This is a genomic window from Xanthomonas sacchari (assembly GCF_024266585.1).
Lineage (GTDB): Bacteria > Pseudomonadota > Gammaproteobacteria > Xanthomonadales > Xanthomonadaceae > Xanthomonas_A > Xanthomonas_A sacchari_C.
The window spans coordinates 1,509,721-1,531,661 of the sequence record NZ_CP100647.1 but is presented as its reverse complement, the minus strand read 5'-3'; the positions used below and the strand labels follow the sequence as shown (position 1 = coordinate 1,531,661).

19 protein-coding genes are annotated in these 21,941 nt (G+C 73.4%); 3 read left to right on the top strand and 16 right to left on the bottom strand.

From position 1 onward, the window contains the following. Positions 1-879 precede the first annotated feature (879 nt). The 15 genes from xdhC to NKJ47_RS06170 all read right to left on the bottom strand — a co-directional run bounded on the left by xdhC (position 880) and on the right by NKJ47_RS06170 (position 17,989). Positions 880-1,938: a xanthine dehydrogenase accessory protein XdhC gene (xdhC, locus tag NKJ47_RS06240; protein WP_254460640.1), complete on the bottom strand. Its 1,059-nt coding sequence runs from the start codon at positions 1,936-1,938 to the stop codon at positions 880-882. Beyond that, complete coding sequence (gene xdhB / locus NKJ47_RS06235) at positions 1,928-4,261, bottom strand: xanthine dehydrogenase molybdopterin binding subunit (protein WP_254460639.1); 2,334 nt, start codon at positions 4,259-4,261, stop codon at positions 1,928-1,930. Before xdhB ends, xdhC begins: the two co-directional genes overlap by 11 nt. Continuing rightward, positions 4,254-5,726 (bottom strand): xanthine dehydrogenase small subunit, encoded by a 1,473-nt coding sequence (gene xdhA / locus NKJ47_RS06230; protein ID WP_254460638.1) that lies wholly within the window; start codon positions 5,724-5,726, stop codon positions 4,254-4,256. Before xdhA ends, xdhB begins: the two co-directional genes overlap by 8 nt. A 1-nt stretch (position 5,727) precedes the next feature. Continuing rightward, on the bottom strand, positions 5,728-6,093 hold the full coding sequence (gene uraH / locus NKJ47_RS06225) for a hydroxyisourate hydrolase (protein WP_254460637.1): 366 nt from the start codon (positions 6,091-6,093) through the stop codon (positions 5,728-5,730). After that, complete coding sequence (locus NKJ47_RS06220) at positions 6,057-7,478, bottom strand: FAD-dependent oxidoreductase (RefSeq protein ID WP_254461354.1); 1,422 nt, start codon at positions 7,476-7,478, stop codon at positions 6,057-6,059. Before NKJ47_RS06220 ends, uraH begins: the two co-directional genes overlap by 37 nt. Before the next feature lie 17 nt (positions 7,479-7,495). Beyond that, a complete protein-coding gene (gene uraD / locus NKJ47_RS06215; protein ID WP_254460636.1) occupies positions 7,496-7,987 on the bottom strand; it encodes a 2-oxo-4-hydroxy-4-carboxy-5-ureidoimidazoline decarboxylase in 492 nt (163 codons plus the stop codon). Beyond that, complete coding sequence (gene hpxZ, locus NKJ47_RS06210) at positions 7,984-8,364, bottom strand: oxalurate catabolism protein HpxZ (protein ID WP_254460635.1); 381 nt, start codon at positions 8,362-8,364, stop codon at positions 7,984-7,986. The genes uraD and hpxZ overlap by 4 nt, the downstream gene beginning before the upstream one ends. After that, positions 8,361-9,251, bottom strand: coding sequence for an allantoinase PuuE (gene puuE / locus NKJ47_RS06205; RefSeq protein WP_254460634.1), 891 nt, complete (start codon positions 9,249-9,251; stop codon positions 8,361-8,363). The genes hpxZ and puuE overlap by 4 nt, the downstream gene beginning before the upstream one ends. After that, positions 9,248-10,444, bottom strand: coding sequence for a pyridoxal-phosphate-dependent aminotransferase family protein (locus NKJ47_RS06200; protein ID WP_254461353.1), 1,197 nt, complete (start codon positions 10,442-10,444; stop codon positions 9,248-9,250). Before NKJ47_RS06200 ends, puuE begins: the two co-directional genes overlap by 4 nt. A 52-nt stretch (positions 10,445-10,496) precedes the next feature. Then, on the bottom strand, positions 10,497-11,753 hold the full coding sequence (locus tag NKJ47_RS06195; protein WP_254460633.1) for an allantoate amidohydrolase: 1,257 nt from the start codon (positions 11,751-11,753) through the stop codon (positions 10,497-10,499). Between the two features lie 450 nt (positions 11,754-12,203). Beyond that, positions 12,204-13,118 (bottom strand): LysR family transcriptional regulator, encoded by a 915-nt coding sequence (locus tag NKJ47_RS06190; RefSeq protein ID WP_254460632.1) that lies wholly within the window; start codon positions 13,116-13,118, stop codon positions 12,204-12,206. A gap of 142 nt (positions 13,119-13,260) precedes the next feature. Further along, positions 13,261-13,662, bottom strand: a complete 402-nt coding sequence (locus NKJ47_RS06185; RefSeq protein WP_254460631.1) for a tetratricopeptide repeat protein — start codon at positions 13,660-13,662, stop codon at positions 13,261-13,263. A gap of 5 nt (positions 13,663-13,667) precedes the next feature. Next, positions 13,668-15,248: a gamma-glutamyltransferase family protein gene (locus NKJ47_RS06180; RefSeq protein WP_254460630.1), complete on the bottom strand. Its 1,581-nt coding sequence runs from the start codon at positions 15,246-15,248 to the stop codon at positions 13,668-13,670. After that, positions 15,248-16,705 (bottom strand): AtzE family amidohydrolase, encoded by a 1,458-nt coding sequence (locus tag NKJ47_RS06175; RefSeq protein WP_254460629.1) that lies wholly within the window; start codon positions 16,703-16,705, stop codon positions 15,248-15,250. Before NKJ47_RS06175 ends, NKJ47_RS06180 begins: the two co-directional genes overlap by 1 nt. A gap of 177 nt (positions 16,706-16,882) precedes the next feature. Further along, positions 16,883-17,989, bottom strand: a complete 1,107-nt coding sequence (locus NKJ47_RS06170; RefSeq protein ID WP_254460628.1) for a nucleoside hydrolase — start codon at positions 17,987-17,989, stop codon at positions 16,883-16,885. Positions 17,990-18,285: 296 nt separating this feature from the next. Between NKJ47_RS06170 and NKJ47_RS06165 the strand changes: the two genes are divergently transcribed. Further along, the gene (locus NKJ47_RS06165; RefSeq protein ID WP_254460627.1) at positions 18,286-18,792 is read left to right on the top strand and encodes a methyltransferase family protein; all 507 of its coding nucleotides are present in this window, start codon (positions 18,286-18,288) and stop codon (positions 18,790-18,792) included. Positions 18,793-18,814: 22 nt separating this feature from the next. On the opposite strand, the gene NKJ47_RS06160 is transcribed toward NKJ47_RS06165, so the two are convergent. Then, positions 18,815-19,327 (bottom strand): hypothetical protein, encoded by a 513-nt coding sequence (locus tag NKJ47_RS06160; RefSeq protein WP_254460626.1) that lies wholly within the window; start codon positions 19,325-19,327, stop codon positions 18,815-18,817. Between the two features lie 126 nt (positions 19,328-19,453). Between NKJ47_RS06160 and NKJ47_RS06155 the strand changes: the two genes are divergently transcribed. Beyond that, positions 19,454-19,996: an O-acetyl-ADP-ribose deacetylase gene (locus tag NKJ47_RS06155; protein ID WP_254460625.1), complete on the top strand. Its 543-nt coding sequence runs from the start codon at positions 19,454-19,456 to the stop codon at positions 19,994-19,996. Between the two features lie 239 nt (positions 19,997-20,235). After that, positions 20,236-21,933 (top strand): ShlB/FhaC/HecB family hemolysin secretion/activation protein, encoded by a 1,698-nt coding sequence (locus tag NKJ47_RS06150; protein ID WP_429002495.1) that lies wholly within the window; start codon positions 20,236-20,238, stop codon positions 21,931-21,933. The last annotated feature ends 8 nt before the right edge of the window (positions 21,934-21,941 follow it).

The window sequence follows — 21,941 nt, the reverse complement described above, 5'->3', positions numbered from 1 at the left end:
GCGTCATCGGCGAGCGGACCGCTTCGCTCGTCGCGGCTGAAGCCGCTCCCACAGGGGCTTGCGGCGAGTTGCCTGAGGCACTGTGGGAGGGACTTCAGTCCCGACGCAGTGCGCCATCGGCGAGCGGACCGCTTCGCTCGTCGCGGCTGAAGCCGCTCCCACAGGGGCTTGCGGCGAGCTGCCTGGGGCACTGTGGGAGGGACTTCAGTCCCGACGCAGTGCGCCATCGGTGAGCGCACCGCTTCGCTCGTCGCGGCTAAAGCCGCTCCCACAGGGGCTTGTGGCGAGCTGGCTGAGGCACTGTGGGAGGGACTTCAGTCCCGACGCAGTGCACCATCGGTGAGCGCACCGCTTCGCTCGTCGCGGCTGAAGCCGGTCCCACAGGGGCTTGCGGCGAGTTGCCTGAGGCACTGTGGGAGGGACTTCAGTCCCGACGCAGTACGCCATCGGCGAGCGCACCGCTTCGCTCGTCGCGGCTGAAGCCGCTCCCACAGGGGCTTGCGGCGAGTTGCCCGAGGCACTGTGGGAGGGACTTCAGTCCCGACGCAGTACGCCATCGGCGAGCGCACCGCTTCGCTCGTCGCGGCTGAAGCCGCTCCCACAGGGGCTTGCGGCGAGCTGGCTGGGGCACTGTGGGAGGGACTTCAGTCCAGACGCAGTGCGCCATCGGAAATTACACCGCTTCGCTCGCCGCGGCTGAAGCCGCTCCCACAGGGGCTTGCGGCGAGCTGGCTGGGGCACTGTGGGAGGGACTTCAGTCCCGACGCAGTGCGCCATCGGTGCGCGCACCGCTTCGCTCGCCAACGCTAAAGCCACCCCCACTCCATTCGTCGCGACCGATCGCCCCGGGCCGCGCAGCGACGCTTCCACAGTGCGATGTCATCGCGCAGCGAGCGCGGATTGCAGTGGCAGCGACGTGGCGTCCTCCGCCAGCGGACGCTGCGCGTCCAGTGCCGATGCGCGCAGCAACAGCTGCGCGGCCACCGCCACCGCGATCACCGCCGGGGCCTTGCCCTCGATCCCCGGCAGGCCGATCGGACAGGTCAGCCGCGCCTGCGCGGCCTCGCCCAGGCCGTCGTGGCGCAGCCGCGACAGGAACCGCGCGCGCTTGGACGCCGAGCCGATCAGGCCGACGAAACCGGCACGGCCGGCCAGCGCCGCGGCGGTGAGCCGGTAGTCCAGGGCATGGTCGTGGGTCAGGATCAGCAGCATCGCCTCGGCCGGTGCGCTGCGGGCACGCGCAAGCAAGGCAGCGTCATCCAAGTGCGCGGCGCCGGCGGCAGCGGCCAGTTCCGCGCGCGAATCGACCCAGTCCAGCGCGAACGGCAACCCGTGCAACGCATGCGCGATGGCGATGCCGACATGGCCGGCGCCGAACAGCAGCAGCGGCGTGCGCCGCGGGCCGATCGCCTGCCGCAACAGGGTCCCGGCGGTGGGCGCCGGCGCACGCAGCGACAGCGCCTGCGGCGGCGCGTCGTCGATGGCGTGCGCGATGCCGTCCGCCTGCAAGCGGGTCGACAACGTGCGCCCCAGCGTCGCCTGCCGCAGCCAGTCGCTGCGCGCCGGATCCAGCCGCTCCAGCAACAGGCGCACGCGGCCGCCGCAGCACTGGCCGAGCAGATCGTCGGCCGCGGCGTGCGTGGCGCAGTCGCGGCAACTGCCGCTGCAACGCGCCGCGCGCGCCGGCGCCGCCGCACCCAGCGTGTAGTCCTGCACCTGCCAGCTGCCCGGCGGCTGCGCCAGCAGGTCGCGCGCCAGCGCGCAGGCGCGCCACTCGAGCACGCCGCCGCCGATGGTGCCGATGCTGCCGTCGGCGCTCACCAGCATGCGCGTGCCGGCCTCGCGCGGGGTCGAGCCGGCCGTGGCCAGCACCGTGACCAGCGCGGCCGGGCCGCGCGCCAGCGCCGCTTCGGCATGCAGGCTCCAGTCAGCGCGCATCGGCCGCACGCCTCGCGATCGCAGCCAGGATCCGCTCCGGCGTGGCCGGCGCGTCCAGGGCCGGCACGCCGGCGCCCGGTGCCGCCGCGGCCACCGCCTGGGTCAGCGCCGAGAACACCGAGATCGCCAGCATCAGCGGCGGCTCGCCGACCGCCTTGGAGCGATGGATGCTCGGCTCCTGGTTGCGCCCGGCCTGCCACAGGCGGATGTCCATCCGCGCCGGGCGGTCGCCGGCGGTGGGGATCTTGTAGGTCGAGGGCGCATGGGTCAGCAGCCGGCCATCCGCGTCGTAGACCAGTTCCTCGGTGGTCAGCCAACCCATGCCCTGGACGAAACCGCCCTCGATCTGGCCCAGGTCGATCGCCGGGTTCAGCGAGCGGCCGACGTCGTGCAGCACGTCCACCGCCAGCACCTTGTGCTCGCCGGTCAGCGTGTCGATCACCACTTCGCTCAGCGCCGCGCCGTAGGCGAAGTAGTAGAACGGGCGACCACGGTGGCTGGCGCGGTCGTAGTGGATCTTCGGCGTGGCGTAGTAGCCGCTGGCGGCCAGCGAGATGCGCGCCATGTGCGCCTGCCGGCACAGCGCGCCGAAATCCAGCTCGAAGCGACCGGCCACGACCCTGCCGTCGGCGAAGCGCACCTGCGCCGGCGCCACGCCGCCGCGCTCGGCGGCCAGCGCGGCCAGCCGCGCGCGGATCTCGCTGGCCGCGTTGTAGGCGGCCATGCCGTTGAGGTCGGTGCCCGAGGACGCCGCAGTGGCCGAGGTGTTGGGCACCTTGTCGGTGCGCGTGGCGGTGATGCGCACGCGCGCGGTGTCGAGGCCGAACACGTCGGCGACGATCTGCGCGACCTTGATCATCAGCCCCTGGCCCATCTCGGTGCCGCCGTGGTTGAGCTGCACCGAGCCGTCGGCATAGACCAGCACCAGCGCGCCGGCCTGGTTGAGATGGGTGGTGGTGAAGCTGATGCCGAATTTCACCGGGGTCAGCGCCAGGCCCTTCTTCAGCACCCGGTGGCGCGCGTTGAACGCCGCCACCGCCGCCTGCCGCGCGGGGTAGTCGGCGCGCGCGGCCAGTTCCTCGATCAGCGCCGGCGCGACGTTGTCCTCCACGGTCATGCCGTACGGGGTGACGTTGCGGTGCGGCGCCGCGTACAGGTTTGCCCGGCGCACCGCCAGCGCATCGCGGCCCAGCGCGGCGGCGACCGCGTCCAGCACGCGTTCGATCGCCAGCATGCCCTGCGGCCCGCCGAAGCCGCGGAACGCGGTGTTGGACACGGTGTGCGTGCGCAAGCGGTGCGAGACGATCTCCACCACCGGCAGCCAGTAGCAGTTGTCGGCATGGAACATCGCGCGGTCGTTGATCGCCAGCGACAGGTCGGTGGTGGCGCCGCAGCGCGAGGCCAGCTCCAGGCGCAGCGCCAGGATACGACCGTCGTCGTCGAAGCCGACCTGGTAGTCGACCTGGAAGTCGTGGCGCTTGCCGGTGATGCGCATGTCGTCGTCGCGGTCGTAGCGCAGCTTGGCCGGGCGGCCGGTCAGCGCGGCGACCAGCGCGCAGGCCGCCGCCGGCGCCGCCGCCTGGGTCTCCTTGCCGCCGAACGCACCGCCCATGCGCCGCACTTCCACGGTCACGTCGGCGCTGTCCAGGCCGAGCAGCGCCGCGATCAGGTGCTGCACCTCGCTCGGATGCTGGGTCGAGGACAGCACGTGCAGTTGGCCCTGTTCACCGGGCAGGGCCACGGCGATCTGGCCTTCCAGGTAGAAATGCTCCTGCCCGCCGATCTCCAGCGCGCCGCTGCAGCGCCGCGGCGCCGCGGCCAGGGCCGCATCGACGTCGCCGCCGCGGGCCATGCGCTGCGCCGGCTCCAGCACCGCGCCGGCCGCGCGCGCCGCGGCGATGCTCAGCAGCGCCGGCAGCGGCGCGTACTCGACCCGCGCCAGGCGCGCCGCGCGCCGCGCCGCGGCATGGCTGTCGGCGGCGACCACGAACAGCGGCTGGCCGTGGTAGAGCACCGTGTCGCGAGCGAACAGCGGGTCGTCGTGCGCGACCGGGGCGACATTGTTCTCGCCGGGAATGTCGGCGGCGGCGAACACCGCCACCACGCCCGGCGCCGCGCGCACCGGCGCCAGGTCCAGGCGCAGCAGCCGCGCATGCGGGTGGTCGCTCAGGCCGAACGCCAGGTGCAGCAGCCCGGGCGGTTCGGGCAGGTCGTCGATGTAGCGCGCCTGGCCGCTGACATGCGCCGGCGCGCTGTCGTGGCGCAGCGCGCGGTGCACCTGCAAGGACGCGGCGGCGGGAGCGGCGGTCGGACCGTCAGCCATCGGCCAGCTCCAGCACCGACAGCGGCTCGTGCGGATGCGCGTGGCCGATCCACAGCCGCCGCAGCAGGTTCGCCGCGACCCCCAGGCGGTACCCGGCCGAACCACGCACATCGCTGAGCGGTTGGAAGTCCTGCGCCAATGCCGCGGCGGCGGCCTCGACCGTGGCCGCGTTCCATGGCTGCCCGAGCAGGGCCTGCTCGGCGCCGCGCGCGCGTTGCGGCGTGCCGGCCATGCCGCCGAAGGCGATGCGCGCCTGGCGCACCGTGCCGTCGCCGATGCGCAGCGCGAACGCGCCGCAGACCGCGGAGATGTCGCTGTCGAAGCGCTTGCTCAGCTTGTCCACGCGGTACAGCAGGTCCGCGGGCGGCCGCGGCACGTCCACGTGCTCGACGAACTCGCCCGGCTGCAGCGCCTGGCGGCCGTAGGCCAGGAAGAAGTCCTCCAGCGGCAACGTGCGCCGCACGTCGCCGCGGCGCAGGGTCAGGCGGGCGCCGAGCGCGATCAGCGCCGGCGGCATGTCGCCGATCGGCGAGCCGTTGGCGATGTTGCCGCCGATGGTGCCGGCATTGCGCACCTGGGTCCCGCCGATGCGCCGCAGCAGCTCGCCCAGCGCCGGGTGCAGCGCCGCCAGCGCGGCCTGCGCCTCGCTGTAGCGCACGCAGGCGCCGATGCGCAGCCCGTCCGCCGTGTCCTGCAGCCGGCGCAGCTCGGGGATGTCGCCGATGAACACCACGTCCTCGAGCACGCGCTGCTGCTTGGTCACCCACAGGCCGACGTCGGTCGCGCCCGCGACCAGGCGCGCGTCGGGGCGCTGCAGCAGCAAGGCGGCAAGCGCGTCGGCGCTGCGTGGCGTGCTGGCGCGACGCGCGCGCCCGGTGGCGGCATCGGCCTGGGGCTGCGCCAGCGCGGCGGTGCGGCGCAGCGCGCGCAGGCCGGCCAGCGTGGCCGCATCGTCGCGCGGCGCCGGCGGCACCGCCGCGCCGGCGTCCAGGATCGGGCCATAGCCGGTGCAGCGGCACAGGTTGCCGGCGAGCACGTCGGCCACGGCCGCCTGGCCGGTGCCCAGCGCGCCGATGCTGCGCGCGTACAGCGACATCACGAAGCCGGGCGTGCAGAAGCCGCACTGCGAGCCGTGGCGCTGCACCAGTTCCTGCTGCACGGCATGCAGCGCGCCGCCGACCGCCAGGCTTTCCACCGTCAGCAGCGCCTTGCCGTCGAGCATCGGCACGAACAGGATGCAGGCATTGAGCGCGCGCCAGCGCACCTGCTCGCCAGCATCGGCGCCATCGCCATCGGCCAGTTCGCCGACCAGGACCGTGCACGCGCCGCAATCGCCTTCGGCGCAGCCTTCCTTGCTGCCGGTGCGGCCGAGCCGGTAGCGCAGCAGGTCGAGCACGCTGGCGGTCGGGTCGCCCGCGTCCAGTTCCATCACCTGTCCATCGAGCAGGAAGCGCACCGTGTCCATCTCAGCTGCCCCGGTAGGTGGAGTAGCCGAACGGCGAGACCAGCAGCGGCACGTGGCAGTGCCCCGTCTCGGCCAGGCCGAAGGCGATCGGCACCACGTCCAGGAACGGCGGCTCGGGCAAGGCCACGCCGCCGCCGCGGAAGTAGTCGGCCACGGCGAATTCCAAGCGATAGCGCCCCGCCGCCAGGGTCAGCGCGCGCAGCGCCGGACAGCGGCCGTCGGCATCGGTGACGTCCTCATGCAGCAACGCTTCGCCGGCGAACAGGCGCAGCGCCACGCCGGCGGCGGGCAGCCCGCGGCTCAGGTCCAGCACATGGGTCGACAGGCTGCTCATCCGACGGATTCCTCCAGGTGCGGCATCGGCCATTGGCCGACGAATTCGGGTTCGGCGTAGTCCATGTACGCGGCGAGCATCGCCTCGCGCTCGTCCAGGAACAGTTGGTCGGCGACCGCCTTCACCAGCCGCGGCAATGCGTGCTTGAGCCCGGACAGCGCCGCCGCCGACAGGCCCAGGCTCAGCAGCGCCGAGTAGTTGAACGCGAACAGGCCGTGCAGCGCCGCCGCGTGCGCCGGCGTGCGCGGCAGCAACTCGAAGCCCGGGCCCAGGTAGGGATGCGCGTCGAGCAGCGGCAGTTCCTGTCCCGGCGGCGGGCGGTAGCGGTCGCGCCAGCGCGCGATGCCGTCGGCCACCGCCGCCAGTTCCGGGCGCAGCGCCGGGTCGGTGACCAGGCCGGTGGACAGCACCACGAAGTCGAACGGCAGGCGCCCGTGCGGCGTGGTCACCAGCACCCCGTCGGCGGTCTCGGCCACGTCCTGCCACGGGCTGCCCAGGTGCAGGTGGAAATTGGGCCAGGCCGCGGCGCGTTCGAAGGTGTCGTTGGTCGGCGGCTGGTTGCGGCGGAAGAAGCTGGCCATCATCGCGTACTTGTCGGCATCCGCCAGCGCGGCGAAGCGCGGGATGATGCCGCTGCGTTCCATGTGCCGGATCGGATTGACCCGCGGCAGCGCGTTGCGGCGCACGAACACGTGCACCTCGCCGACGCCGGCGGCCAGCGCGTGCTGGGCGTTGTCGAAGGCCGAGGCGCCGCCGCCGAGGATGCCGATGCGGCGCCCGGCCAGCGCCGCGTAGTCGATCGCCTCGGAGGTGTGCGCGTAGCGCGCGCGGGTCAGCTTGCCGGCCACCAGCGACGGCACGTGCCATTGCCCGCCGCCCTGGATGCCGGTGGCCAGCACCACCTTGCGCGCCAGCAGCGTGTCGCCGCCGTCCAGGTGCAGGCGTTGCAGGCGCTGCGTCGGCAGCGGTTCGATGCGCAGCAGCCGCGCCCGGTTGCGCACCGGCAGGCCGAGCACCTGGCGGTACCAGCGCAGGTAGTCCATCCAGTCCGCGCGCGGGATCTTGCCCAGCGCGTCCCAGGCCGCGGCGCCGTGGCGGGCTTCCCAGTAGGCGCGGAAAGTGAGCGACGGCATGCCGAAGTCCAGCGCGCTCAGTTCCTTGGGCGTGCGCAGGGTGACCATCCGCGCGTAGGTGACCCACGGCCCTTCCTGGCCAGCGGGATTCTCGTCGATCACCAGCAGGTTGGAGATGCGCTCGCGCAGCAGGCCGAAGGCCGCGCCCAGCCCGCTCTGGCCGCCGCCGACGATGACCACGTCGTAGACGTGCTCGCCATCGTGCGGCTGCGCGCGGGTCCAGTCGGGCCCGCCATGGCCGAGCCACTGCAGTTCGCGCGCGACCTGCGCCGACAGCGCCTGCAGCCCGTCCTCGGCGGCGCTCACGACAGCGCCTCCAGGCGCAGCCGCGCGATCTTGCCGATCTCGTCGAGGGCGGTGGCGATCTCGGCCTCGCGCGTATTCGCCAGCCGCGCCTGCATCGCGGCGAGGATGCCGGCCTTGTCGGTCAGGCGCACGCAGACCACGAACGGGAAGTCGAAGCGCGCGCGGTAGGCGGCGTTGAGCGCGTGGAACCGGGCGAACTCCTCCGCGGTCAGGCGGTCCAGCCCGGCCTGCGCCTGCTCGGCGGCCGAGGCGGTGGTCAGGTTGCCGTCGATCGCGGCCTTGCCGGCCAGTTCCGGATGCGCGCGGATCAGCGCCAGCTGCTCCTCGGCGCTGGCCTCGTGCAGCACCTGCAGCAGGCCGGCATGCAGGTCGGCGAACGGACGCCGCGCCGCGGCGCGCTGCACCACCCAGGGCGAATGCTCGAACAGCGCATGCAGGCGCGCGACGAACTCCGCCTCGGGCAGCGCATTCCAGTCGACGCCGCTCATGCGTGGTCCCCCTGCAGCGACACGTGCGCCGACACCACCTTCCAGCCATCGGCGAAGCGCACCCAGCTCTGGCTCTGGCGGCCGCGGCGCGGACTGCCGTCGCGCTGGAATTCGGCATCGGCGGTGGCGAAGTCACGCCCGTAGGCGACGATCTGCACGCGCAACAGCCGCCGTTGCGGCGAGCCGCCGCGGCTACGGCGAAACGCGCGGATCGCGTCGGCGCCGTACAAGGCCTCGCCGACGCCGTAGCGCACCGTGGTCGGCGCATCGTGGAACAGCCGGTCCAGCGCGGCGACGTCGTCGTCCATCAGCGCGCGTTCGTAGGCGGCGAACGCCGCCTGCACTTCGGCCAGCACCTCGGGCGCGTTGAGGATCATGCCGGGTGCACCCGCTGCCAGTGGCGGGCGATGTCGATGCGCCGCGCGATCCAGGCCTGGCCGCTGGCCAGGACGTGGTCGACGAAGCGGGCCAGCGCCAGGGCGCGCGCCGGGCGCCCGGCGATGCGCCCATGCAGGCCCACCGACATCATCCGCCCACCCTCGGCGCGTAACTGCTCGAAGCTATCGCGCAGGTAGCGGAAGAACGGTTCGCCGTCGGCGAAGCCGTTATAGGCGACGAACTTCATGTCGTTGGCGTCCAGCGTGTACGGCACCACCAGCTGCGCGCGGCCGTGGCGGCGGTCGTAGTACGGCAGGTCGTCGGCATAGCTGTCGGCGTCGTAGACGAAACCGCCCTCCTCGGCCACCAGCCGTGCGGTGTTGGGACTGGTGCGCCCCTGGTACCAGCCCAGCGGACGCGCACCGGCCACTTGCGTGTGCAAGGCGATCGCCGCGGCGATGTGCGCACGCTCGGTCGCCTCCGGCACCTGCTGGTAGTCGATCCAGCGCAGGCCGTGGCTGGCAATCTCCCAGTCGGCGTCGCGCATCGCCTGCACCGCCGCGGGATTGGCCGCCAGCGCCTGCGCCACGCCGAACACCGTGACCGGCACGCCGCGCGCGGCGAACAGCCGCTGCAGCCGCCAGAAACCGGCGCGGCTGCCGTATTCGTACAGGCTCTCCATCGCCATCGCGCGCGCACCGGCATGGCTGTGCGCGCCGACCATCTCCGACAGGAATGCCTCCGAGCCGGCATCGCCGTTGAGCACGCTGTTCTCGGCGCCTTCCTCGTAGTTGAGTACGAACTGCAGCGCCACCCGCGCGCCGCCCGGCCACTGCGGATCCGGCGGCTGCGCGCCATAGCCGACCAGGTCGCGCGCCGCGCTCATCGCCGCGCTCCGTCGGCATGCCAGGCGGCCAGCGCCGCCTCCACCGCCGCGCCCGCCGCGCAGGCGTGGCCTTCGGCGCGCAGCACCGCCTCCAGCGCACCCAGGGTGATCAGCACCTTGTGCTTCATCGCGTTGTAGCCCATCGCGCCGATCCGCCACAGCTTGCCCTGCAGCGGCCCGAACGCGGTGCCGATCTCGATCTCGAAATCCTCGCGCAGGCGCCGCCGCACCGCCTCGCCGTCGATGCCGGGCGGAATCACCACGCCGGTGACGTTGGCCATGCGGTAGCGGTCGTCGCCGAACACCTGCAGCCCCAGCGCGCGCACGCCGGCGGCGACCGCGCGGCCGGCCGCGGCGTGCCGCGCGAAGCGCGCCGGCAGGCCTTCCTGCAGCGCCACGCGTGCGCATTCGCGCGCCGCGTACAGCATGCTGGTGGCCTCGGTGTGGTGGTTCAGGCGCTTGTCGGACCAGTAGTCCATCACCATCGCCAGGTCGAAGTAGTTCGAGCCGATGCGCACGCCGCGGCCGTTGGCGATGTCGTCGCGGACGATGCCGCACTCGACGTGGCGGCGCGCGAAGATCGCCTCGGCGGCCTGCGCGGAGACGGTGATCGGCGCCGAGCCGGACGGCCCGCCCAGGCACTTCTGCAGGCCGCCGGTGACCACGTCCACGCCCCAGGCGTCGCTGGCGATCGGCATGCCGCCGATGGTCGCGGTGGCATCGACGTAGGACAGCGCGCCGGCGGCGCGGCACAGCGCGCCGAGGCCGTCCAGCGGCTGCGCCATCGTGGTCGAGGTGTCGCCATGCACGCAGGCCACCAGCTTCGGCGCGAAGCGTTCGATCGCGTCGGCTACCGCCGCCATCGGCACCACCTCGCCCCACGGCGCCTCCACGGTCTCCACCACCGCGCCGATGCGGCCGAGGATCTCGCCCAGCAGCAGGCCGAAGCGGCCGAAGTTCAGCACCAGCACGCGCTCGCCCGGCGCCACCAGCGACACCAGCGCCGCCTCGATGCCGGCGCGCGCGGTGCCGTCGACCAGGAAGGTCCAGTGGTTCTTGGTGCCGAACAGCGGCCGGTACAGCGCCATCACCTGGTTCATGTAGCCGGTCATTTCCGGATCGAACTGGCCGAGCAGGTCCGCGGACATCGCGCGCAGCACGCGCGGATGCGCATTGACCGGGCCCGGGCCCATCAGCAGGCGTTGCGGCGGATCGATCTCGCCGAACAGGTCGGCGGGCAGCGGTTCAACGGACAAGGGTGTCTCCCAGGGAATCGAGGAAATGCAGCATCGCCGCCACCGCCAGGTCGGCATCGGCGGGATCCACCCGTTCGGCGGGGTGGTGGCTGACGCCGCCGGCGCAGCGCAGGAACAGCATCGCGGTCGGGCACAGCGCGGCCATCACCATCGCGTCGTGGCCGGCACCGGACACCAGCCGCCGCGGCGCGATGCCCTGCGCGGCGATCGCCGTTTCCAGCGCCGCGACCAGGCGCGGAGCGCAGGGACTGGCCGGCAGGTCCTGCACGCACTGCAGGTCCAACTGCACGCCGCGCGCGGCGGCGATCGCGTGCAGGCGCTGCGCGATCGCGGCGGCCGCGGCATCGCGCACGGCGTCGGTGCCGGCGCGCACGTCGATCGAGAACTCGACCCGCCCCGGCACCACGTTGACCGCGCCCGGCGCCACCTGCAGGCGCCCGACCGTGGCCACCAGGTCCGCCGGGCCGCTACGCGCCACCTGCTCCACCGCCAGCACGCACTCGGCGGCGGCGGCCAGCGCATCGGCGCGCAGGTCCATGCGCGTGGTGCCGGCATGGCCGGCGCGGCCGCGCAGCAGCGCGCGGTAGCGCCGCTGCGCGGCGATGCCGCTGACCGCCCCCAACGCCAGCCCCTCGGCCTCCAGCACCGGCCCTTGTTCGATATGCGCTTCCAGGTAGGCCAGCACCTCCTGCGGCGCGCGCGCCGCACGCGGCAGCAGCGCGATGTCCAGGCCCCAGGCGGCCAGCGCCTCGGCCAGGGCGATGCCGTCGCCGTCGTGCACCTGCAAGGCCGCCGGATCCAGCGTGCCGGCCACCGCGCGGCTGCTCAGCATCGACGCCGGGAAGCGCGAGCCCTCCTCGTCGCCGAAGCCGATCACCTCGATCGCGAACGGCAGCCGCCGGCCCTGCGCATGCAGCGCGGCCACGCATTCGATGCCGAGCATGACCCCGAGCGGGCCGTCGTAGCGGCCGGCGTCGCGCACGCTGTCCAGGTGGCTGCCGATCAGCAGCGCCGGCGCGTTCGCGACGGCGCCTTCGTAGCGGCCGAGCAGGTTGCCGGCCGGGTCGATGCGGGGATGCAGGCCGGCCTCGCCCATCCACGCCGCCACCGCCGCCACGGTGGCGCGATGCGCCGGGCTGAGCCAGCCGCGGAACAGGCCGTCGGCGGTGTCGCTGTAGGGCGCCACGCCGAGCGCGTCGCAGCGCGCGACCGCGCGCAGGCCTGGCGTCGAGGCCGGCATCAGCATGGCCGCTGCCGGCTCAGCCGCGGCGGCCCGGGCGGGCGCGATGGGGATGGGGGTGGCGCATGGCGGGTCTCGCTTCGGGACAAACGGCAAGGCAATGGGGCCGGTCGGACGGGCGCGGCTTGGGATGCCGCGCGAACGCCTGGAACTTCTTCCAAATCAATCGCTTGACAGAGGAATCCAGGCCTCGACCGGGGTTCACCGCACTATACGAACCCGCTCCGATGCACCGCAAACACCGTTTTCGCGGGAAGCCATTGCAAAAAATGCAACGCGATCCCCGCACACGTCCCATTTCGTACGCGACGCCGCGCGCGCCGACACGCGACGCCCGGTCGGAGGCTGGACCGGGCACGGCATCTCGACAGGGGCGACGGCGGTCGGCGTCGGCCGCATCCAGAAAGGGCGACGAACACGGCCTCGCGGTAAGCCGCGCGACCGGCCGGCCCGCCGCTAGCGCGGCTCCAGGATCGCTTCCACGCGCGGCGCCAGCGCCTTGAGCATGGTCTGCGCGGCCCGGGACAGTTGCCGCTGCGGCGCCACGCACAGCGCCAGCGTCATCGGCCTGGCCAGGCCTTCGCGCAAGGGCACGAACGCCAGCCGCCCCTCGGCCAGGTCGGCGAGCACGTCCAGTTGCGACAGCAGGCCCACGCCGACGCCCTGGCGCACCAGCGCGCGCAGCGTGCGCACGTCGTTGCAGCGGATGCAGCGGCGCGTGTCGATGTGCTGGCGCTGGTACACCGCCTTGGCGTGTTCGTTGACGATCAGCGGCGCCGCCGGCAGCAGCAGGCGATGCTCGCCGAGCAGGTCGTTCAACTGCAGGCTGGCCCTGCCGCTGAGCGGATGCCCGACCGGCATGCACAGGCCCAGCGGGATCTCGGCGAAGGCGACCACCTCCAGGTCGATGCCGCTGACCGGGTCCAGCAGCAGGCCGACATCCACCTCCGCCGCGACCACCTTGTCGGCCACCTTCTGGTTGTCCTCGGTCTGCAGGCTGAAGGTCAGGCCCGGGTGCTCGTCGATCAGGTGCGCCAGCGCATCGACCACGATGCCCTCGCTCAACGCATCGATCATCGCGATCTCGACGTGGCCGCGGCGCAGCCCCTTCAGTTCGTCGAACAGTTCCAGCGTGCGCTGGTAGCCCTTCTCCCAGCGCCGCATGTCCACCAGCAGCAGTTCGCCGGCGCTGGTCAGGCGCAGGCCGCCCGGCAAGCGCTCGAACAGCTGCACGCCCAGTTCCTGCTCGGCCTTGAGGATCTGCCGGTCGATCGCCGACGCCGACACGTGCAGCGCTTCGGAGGCGCGGCGGATGCTGCGCCAATGCGCCACTTCCATGAAATAGCGGGTGAAGCGGGAGAAGGTCAGCATGGCGGCTCGAAGGTCCTAGGTGCCCAACACGCGGCGCGGACGCGGCGGCGTCGCGCCAGGGCCATGGTACGGAAGCGCTGCCGCCGGCGTGGCGTGCGCGGTGCCGCGACGCAGGCGCGGATGGCCTGGCGCGCGGCGCGCGTCAGTGCGCATGGGCATCGAAATAGGCTTCCCAGGTCGCCGCCGATCCCGCCCGCGTGGCCGCTTGCCGGAACCGCTGCATCGCCTGCTCGCCTGCGCCGCTGTTGAGCAGCGCGACGCCGAGATTGAAGTAGGTGTGGCGGTCGTCCGAGCGCAGCCGCAAGGCACGCTGCAGGACCTCGACGGCCGCGTCGTACTGCCCCAGGTCGCACCGCACCGCGCCCAGGCCGGTGAGCAGCGCGGGGTCGTCCGGTGCCGCCGCCAACGCGGCCAGCAGCAGCGCCTCGGCCTGCGCCAGGGGCGCGGCCCCGCCCTGCGGATCGGTCATCGCCGCCGCCACCAGCGCCCTGGCGCGCACCAGGGCGTCGCGGCCGTGCTGCCCGCCGGCGCAGTCCGCAGGCAACGCGCCTACCACCCCGCCACCGCCCCATCGCTGCGCGGGTCGCTGGCACCGCTCAAGGTGCCGTCGGCCTCGCGCACCAGCGCGCCGGCGTGGCCCATCACCGCGGTGAACGGCGGCAGCAGTTCGACCACGTGCCCGGCCGCGCGCAGGGCCTGCACCACGGCAGGGTCGAAGCGGTCCTCCAGCTTCAGCGTGGTGCTGTCCTCGCCCCAGGTGCGGCCGAGCAACCAGCGCGGCGCGCTCACCGCCTGCTGCAGCGGCACGCCGAACCGGGCGTAGCGGCTGAACAGCGCCGCCTGGGTCTGCGGCTGGCCCTCGCCGCCCATGGTGCCGTAGGCCATCAGCCGGCCGTCGTCGAAGCGCGCCAGCGCCGGATTGAGCGTATGGAAGGGCTTGCGCCCGGGCGCCAGCGCGTTCCAGCCGTCGGCGGCCAGACGGAAACTGCAGCCGCGGTTCTGCCAGACGATGCCGCTGCGCGGCAGCACCAGTCCGGAGCCGAATTCGAAATAAGTGGACTGGATGCAGCTGACCGCACGGCCGGCGCCGTCGATCGCGCCGAACCAGACGGTGTCGCCGGCCTGCGACGGCTGCGGCCACGGCAGCGCGCGCGCCGGATCGATGCGGGCGGCCATCGCGTCGAGCGCGCCGGCGTCGTCGAGCAGCGCCTGCGCGTCCAGGGTCATCCAGGCCGGGTCGCCGACATGCGCATCGCGGACCAGGAACGCTTGCTTGGTCGCTTCGACCAGGCCGTGCAGGTGCGCGTAGCCATCGGCCTGGTCCGCGGCCAGGCGGTCGAACAGCGCCAGGATCAGCAGCGAGGCCAGGCCCTGGGTCGGCGGCGCATGGTTGTACAGGCGCGCGCCGGCGATCGCCACCGACAGCGGCACGCTGGCCTCGGCCTGGTGCGCGGCCAGATCGCCGGCGCGCAGCGGGCTGCCCAGCGCCTGCAGGTCGGCGGCGAGGTCGGCGGCCAGCGCGCCGCGGTAGAAATCGTCCAGGCCGGCCGCGGCCAGGCGCTGCAGGGTGGCGGCCAGTTGCGGCTGGCGCAGCAGTTCGCCCTCGCGCAGCGGCCGCCCGGCGGGTTCGAAGATCGCCGCGTAGGCGCCGGGCTGGGCGCGCAGTTCGGCGCCCTTGGCCGCGGCGATGACGCTGCCGCCGAGGGTGACCGGCACGCCGGCCGCGGCATGCTGGATGGCGTCGTCGAGCAGGCGCGCCAGCGACAGCCGCGCCCCGCTCTGGCGCAAGGCCAGCGCCCAGCCGGACACGGTGCCGGCGACGGTGTTGGCCGCGCCCGGCCCGCGCCAGGGAATCGCCGCCTGCCCGGCGTAGTGCTGCAGCGTGGCGCCCTGCGCGGCGCGGCCGCAGGCGTCGATCGCATGCACGCGGCCGTCGGGTTCGGCGATCAGCCAGAAGCCGTCGCCACCGATCCCGGTCATGTGCGGATAGACCACCGCCAGGCAGGCCGCGGTCGCCACCGCCGCCTCCACCGCGGTGCCGCCGTCGCGCAGCACGTCGCGCCCGGCCTGCGCGGCGAGATGATGCGGGGCGACCACCATGCCGCGCCGCGAACGCAAGGTGTGCAGCATCAGCGCGGCTCCCGCGACGGCGGGGTCGAGCCGATCAGGCCGGCGCGTTCCAGCTGCGCGGCGAGCGCGAACAGGCGGTCCTCGCGTCCCGGCGCGGCGATCAGTTGCACGCCCAGCGGCAACTGCCCAGGACGGTACAGCGGCGCGGCCAGCACCGGGCAGCGCGCCAGGCCCAGCGGCTGGGTGAACACGCCGAGATTGGCGCGCGCCGACACCGCCGCCCCGTCGAGTTGGATCGTCTCCTGGTCGATGCGCGGCGCCGCGCACGGCGTGGCCGGCGCCAGCAGCACATCGACCTCGTCCCACAGGCGCTGCATCGCCTCGGCGAACCACGCGCCGAAGCGCTGCGCGTCGGCGATGGCCGCGGCGGGCAGTTGCAGGCCGGCAAGCAGGCGATCGCGCGTCGCCGGATCGAAGCGGTCGCCGTGCGTGGCCAGCGCCTGGCGATGGCGATAGCCGCCCTCGGCCGCGGTCATCACGAACGCGGCCGCGCGGGCGCGTTCGGCCTGTGGCAGTTCGCGCCAGGCGTTGCCGCCCAGCGCGGCGTGCAGCGCGGCCAGGCCGGCGTCCAGTTCCGGATCGAGATTGCGCCGGAACCAGCCGTCCAGGCGCGCCACGCGCAAGCCGGCGGCGTCCAGCGACGGCAGCGGCTGCCCGCGCATGGCGTCGTACACCACGCGCAGGTCGGCGACCGTGGTCGCGAACGGCCCGACCACGTCGAAGGCCTCGACGAACGGGAACACGCCGTCCACCGCCAGGCTGCCGTGGCTCGGACGCAGCCCATAGACGCCGCACAGCGCCGCCGGCACGCGGATCGAACCGTTGGTGTCCGAGCCCAGCGCGAACGGCACCCAGCGCGCCGCCACTGCCGCCGCCGAGCCGCCGGAGGACCCGCCGGCCAGGCGCTGCGGATCGTGCGGATTGGCGGTGGTGCCGTAGTGCGCGTTGACCGTGGCGAAGCCGTAGGCGAACTCGTCCATGTTGGCGGTGCCGACCAGCACCGCGCCGGCCTCGGCCAGGTGCCGCACCACCGCCGCATCGCGCGTGGCCGGCGCCGCGTCGGCGCGCAGCGCGGCGCCGGCGGTGGTCGCCAGGCCGGCGACATCGAACAGGTCCTTGACCACGAATGGCACCCCGGCCAGCGCACCGCCGTCGCCGCCGCCGGCCAGCGCCGCCTGCACGCGCGCCGCATCGGCCTCGGCCCGCGCCGGCAGCGGCCGCGTCACCGCGCACAGCTGCCGATTGCCGCGTTCGATCTGCGCCAGCGCCTGCTGCGCGTGCCGCCCGGCGGCGCTGCCGTCGGCGCGCGTGGCCGCCACCAGCGGGGCGATCACCCCGCCTTCCTGCGGCGCTGGCGCTGGCGGCGGCGGCGCGAAGTCCTGCAGCAGTTGCGCATAGCCGCGCAGCAGCTCGGCGTTGCGCTGGATACCGGCCTGCCAGGTTGCGGGGATCTGCATGAGCTCGTCTCGATGGAGGGGGAACGGTGCACGCTGTCGATCGCCAGCGTCGCCTGCAACGCGCACTTCGCGCAACCGGGCCGGCCAGGACGTATGCTGCCGCCACGCGTTCGCCGCGTCGGGCCTGCCGATGGTCCGGGGCGCAGCGCCCGACCGGCCGCGGGCCGATGGCCCGCCCTACGCCGGCAGCGGCACGCCCAATGCCGGCGGCTGCGGCGCGGTCAAACGCTCCACCAGCAACTGTTCGATCGCGTCCACGTCGACCTCGCGCACCACCTGCTGCGCCTGCTCGCCCAGGCCCGGCTGGTAGCCCGGCGCCCACGACAGGATGTCGCCGTAGCCGGCGCCGAACTCGGTGTTGGTGTCCACGTACAGGGTCTCGCTGACGGTGGCCAGTTCCGGGCGCAACCACACCGCGGTGGCCAGTTCGTCCCACATCGGGAAGCCCGGCTCGCGCCGGCGCAGCGCATGGCCGATCGGCGTGTCGGCGGCGCTCATCCGCGCCAGCAGCTGCGGGGTCAGTTCGGTGGCGGTGGACGGATCCACCGGCACCATCACCATGCGCCGCCACGGCGCGCGCATCACGATGCTGGCCGCCTCCGGATCCCAGCGGATGTTGAACTCGCGCCGCGGCGAATTGACGAACTCGCGGGCGAACTGCGCCGCCGAGACGCTGTCGCGGCGCTGCCGCGGATTGAGGCTGCCGCCCATGTAGACCAGTTCCTTGGCCAGCGCCGCGAACTCGGGGTCGAGCCGCTGCGCCAGGGCCAGGTTGGTCAGCGGGCCGGTGGCGACGATGCTGACCTCGCCCGGGAATTCGCGCACCTTGCGGATCATGAACAAGGCGGCCGGCTCGCTGGCCGCCTGCACCACCGTCGGATTGCCCAGCGGCAGGTCCGGCACCACGTCGTGGGCGTGGTAGCGCGGCGCGCTCTGCACGGTGTCGTGTTCGATCCACTGCCGGGTCCAGGCGCCCTTCCACAGCAACTTGCCGTACAGCGCCTCCCAGCGCTCGGTGGCCAGTTCGCTGTTGAGCAGCGGGAACACCGGCCCAGGCAGCACCGGCACCTCGCCGCGCCCGGCGATCTCCAGCAGGCGCCGGGTGTGCGCCAGCGCCTCGTCGCGCCAGATGTTGCCGCTGACCACCGAGATGCCCAGCACCTCCACCTCGGGCGATTGCAGCAGCAGCAACTGCGCAGGGGTGAAGCCGTCGATGTCGTCCTCGAGGATGACCCGGCGGCGCGGTGCGGTGGCGGTGGCGGTGCTGGCGGAAGCGATCGGCATGGGGCTGGTCAGTCGGTTGCGAAGGGGGAACGGCACACGATCGGCGCGCAAGGTCGGCCGGTCGACGCGGGACGGGCGCGGTGCGTCGAACGGGCGCTCCTGCGACGTGCCGCGTAGGCGGTAGGGTAATCGGGTTTGCAGGTACCGCCACGCGTGACGCTGCGCCGCGCTGTGGTGCGTTGTCGCGCCGCGCGCGCTGTCGCAGCGGCGGAGCATCGGCGTGGCGCCGCCCGCGCCGACGCCGTGGGCCGCCGCGTACACTTGCCGCGGCCGCACCCGAACCAGGAAAGGACGCCATGCACGACCGAACCGACCGACCGCCAGTGCGCGCGCAGGCGCGCGTGCCGTTGCTGGTGCGCACGACCTCGCCGGTGCATTTCCTGCTGGCGCTGCTGCTCGGCGCCAGCCTGCAGCGCGCGCTGCCGTTGCCGCTGCCGCAGGGCGCCGCACTGGCCTGGCTGCAACTGGGCGGCGGCGTGGTCGCGCTGGCCGGCCTGCTGCTGGCGTGCTGGTGCTTCGTGCTGTTCGCGCGCGGGCGCACCACCCTGCTGCCCGAACGCGCGCCGTCGCAGTTGGTCTGCCACGGGCCCTACCGGTTCACCCGCAACCCGATGTACGTCAGCCTGACCCTGAGCTACCTCGGCCTGAGCGTGCAGATCGGCTGGCCCTGGTCGGCGCTGTTGCTGCCGTTGCCGCTGCTGGCCCTGCAGTGGGTGGTGATCCCCTACGAGGAAGCGCGCCTGCGCGAACGCTTCGGCAGCGCCTATGCGCGCTACTGCGCGCAGGTCGCGCGCTGGCTGTAGCCGCCGGCCTGGCCGGCGCGCCTCAGCGCGCCAGCCACCAGGCCACCGCCGCCGCGGCCGGCAGCAGCACCAGCAGCGCCCAGCGCCAGCGCCAGCGCCCGCCGTGGTCGCCGGCGGTCACCGTCGCGGCCATGCCCGGCGTCGGCGCGGCCTGCAGATGACGTTGCACCAGGTCCAGTGCCTCGCGCAGCGAAATGCCCGGATAGTGCTCGAACACCGCCTCGGCGGCCTTGCGCCGCTCGCCCCGGCGCAGCGCCAGTTCCGCCGCCGGCGGCAGGCGTCGTTCCTCGGCCACGGCCGGCGGCACGAGCGACTGGACCGCGGTGACCGGCGCCGCCGACACCGCGCCGGCGGCGTGCCGGTCGAGCATCTCCGCCACCGTCCGCGCCGCGCCGGCCAGCAGCCAGGCGTCGACCTGCTCCCTGGCGCTGCGCAAGTCCATGCCGCTGTGCGTCCGCAGCAGCTTGATCGCCTTGACGATCTGGCCCTGCGCGAGGGCAGCGGCGACCTGCGGAGGCGGCGGGTTCGGGTTCATGTCGCAAGTGCTGAGATGGGGACGCGCCAGTCTTGCCGCTGGCCGGTTAAGCGGCTGTAGCAACGCGGCGACGGCGTTCGCCCCGCCCTCACGTGTCCATCATTCGGCTCCCCTAAAGATCGGCCCATGAACATCGAAATCTGGCAAGGCGACATCACCCAGCTCGACGTGGACGCGATCGTCAACGCCGCCAACGAGTCCCTGCTCGGCGGCGGCGGCGTGGACGGCGCCATCCACCGGGCCGCCGGCCCGGAACTGCTGGACGAATGCCGGCGCCTGCCGGAACTCAAGCCGGGCGTGCGCTGCCCGGTCGGCGAGGTCCGCGCGACCGCGGGCCACCGACTCAAGGCACGGCATGTGCTGCATACGGTCGGCCCGGTGTGGCGCGACGGCGCCCACAACGAACCGGCGCTGCTCGCCAACTGCTACTGGCGGACGCTGCGCCTGGCCGAGCAGATGGGCCTGCACTCGGTGGCGTTCCCGGCGATCAGTTGCGGCGTCTACGGCTACCCGCTGCAGCAGGCCGCGCGCATCGCGGTCACCGAGACCGACGCCTGGCAGCGCGCGCACGCGGTGCCCAAGCGGATCCTCCTGGTCGCCTACAACGACGCCACCGCCAAGGCCTACCGGCAGGCGCTGCGCGACGCGCAGTGCGCCACCGCGGCCTGAGTCAGCGACCGGTCGCAGGGCCGGCCAAGCTCCCATGCAGCGCGGCCTGCGCCGCACGCCAACCCAAGCAGCGGCCGACCGCCTGGCGGGGTACGGCAGCAGCGCGCTGTCGGTATTTCCCTGACACCATGTCGGGGGCACGGCACAGAGAGTGACCGCGCGCTCAGATTTGCTCAGATTGACCCGCGGTGCGACGGCTACATTGCGCGAGCCTCAACACTAAACGCCGCCTTAATATCATGACGATCTCCTGCCGTCCGCGTCCGAGCACGCTGGCGAATGCACTGTTTGCGCTCCCGTGGGCCGCCGGCCTGGCCTTGACCCTGACCTGCTTGCCGGCGCTTGCCCAGGAGGCCGCACCGGCCGCCAGCGCGTCCACCGATGCGGCGGCACCGATCGCGGTGCAGGCGATCCGCGTCACCGGCGTCGGCACGCATCCGCGCGAGCACATCGATCCGGCGCGCCTGCAGTCGCTGGCCGACGCCCGCCTGCGCGAACTCGGCGGCGGCACGCTGCCGGCCCAGCTCAGCTTCGCGCAACTGCAGCAGATCGCCGACGCGCTGACCCAGGCCTATCGCCAGGCCGGCTTCCTGGTCGCGCGCGCCTATCTGCCGGTGCAGACCCTGGGACCGGACCAGGTGGTCGAGATCCGCGTGGTCGAAGGCCGGGTCGGCAAGATCACCGTCGAGGGCACGCGCCGCTACGACGACCGCCTGATCGCCAGCCCCGCCCTGGCCCTGCAGGGCCAGATCCTGCGCCAGCAGGACCTGCAATCGGCGCTGCTGTACGCCCGCGACCTGCCGGGCGTCTCCGCCATGTCCGTGCTCAAACCCGGCGCCAACCCCGGCGAGACCGACGTGGTGATCCAGGCCCGCGAAGAACGCCCGCTGCAGGTCAGCCTGGGCGCCAGCAACTACGGCACCCCGAGCATCGGCCGCTACCGCGCCCAGCTCGGCGTGGACTGGAACAACCCGCTTGGCCTGGGCGACCACCTGTCCGCCAGCTACGCCTATGCGCTGGATCCGGCCAACACCTGGCAGGGCAGCCTCGCCTACCAGGTGCCGATCGCCGGCGTCGACGGCCTCAGCGCCAGCGCGTCCTACACGCGCAGTGTGGTCAACCTCGACAACGGTGCGTTCGCCGCGCTCGACATCCAGGGTCCGACCCAGCAGACGGCGCTGGGCCTGGACTGGAAGTTCGTCAATTCCGACGCCTGGCGCGTGCAGAGCTGGCTGCACCTGGTCAAGGAGAGTTCGCGCCTGCAGGGCCTGGGCGTGCTGTTGTCCAAGCAAAAATTCGACGTGGCCGAGCTCGGCACCAGCGTGCGCCACGACGACCGCCAGCGCCACGCCATCGATCTGCTGCAGCTCAGCGTGCGCGGCGCGCTCGACGACGACTCGCCGCAGACCGACTACCTGTACGCCCGCCACGACCGCCACTTCACGGTCGCGCGCCTGAGCTACACCCGGCTGCAGGGGCTGACCGCCACGCAGCGCCTGCAACTGCGCGTCAACGGCCAGTACAGCGACGACACCCTGACCCCGCTGGAACAGTTCTCGCTGGGCGGACCGACCAGCGTGCGCGCCTTCCCGCTCGGCGCCGCGCTGGGCGACCGCGGCTTCGATTCGGGCCTGGAGTACCAGGTGGACGCGCCGGGCTTCGCCACCGCCGCCTCGCCGTTCGGCGGCCGCGCCTGGGGCCAGTTGCTGACCGCCAGCGTGTTCTACGACTACGGCCGGGTCTACCCCAACGGCGCCAACCGCGCGGTGTACGACGCGGTGACCACCTTCGAGGGCGCCGGCGTCGGCCTCGGCTTCCGGCTGCCCGACTGGCACGGGCTCTCGTTCGATCTGGCCGCGGCCAAGCCCACCGGCACCACCAAGCCGGGCGACGGCAAGGACGTGCGCTACTGGGCCCGCTTCGGCCTGACCTTCTGACCTGGGGA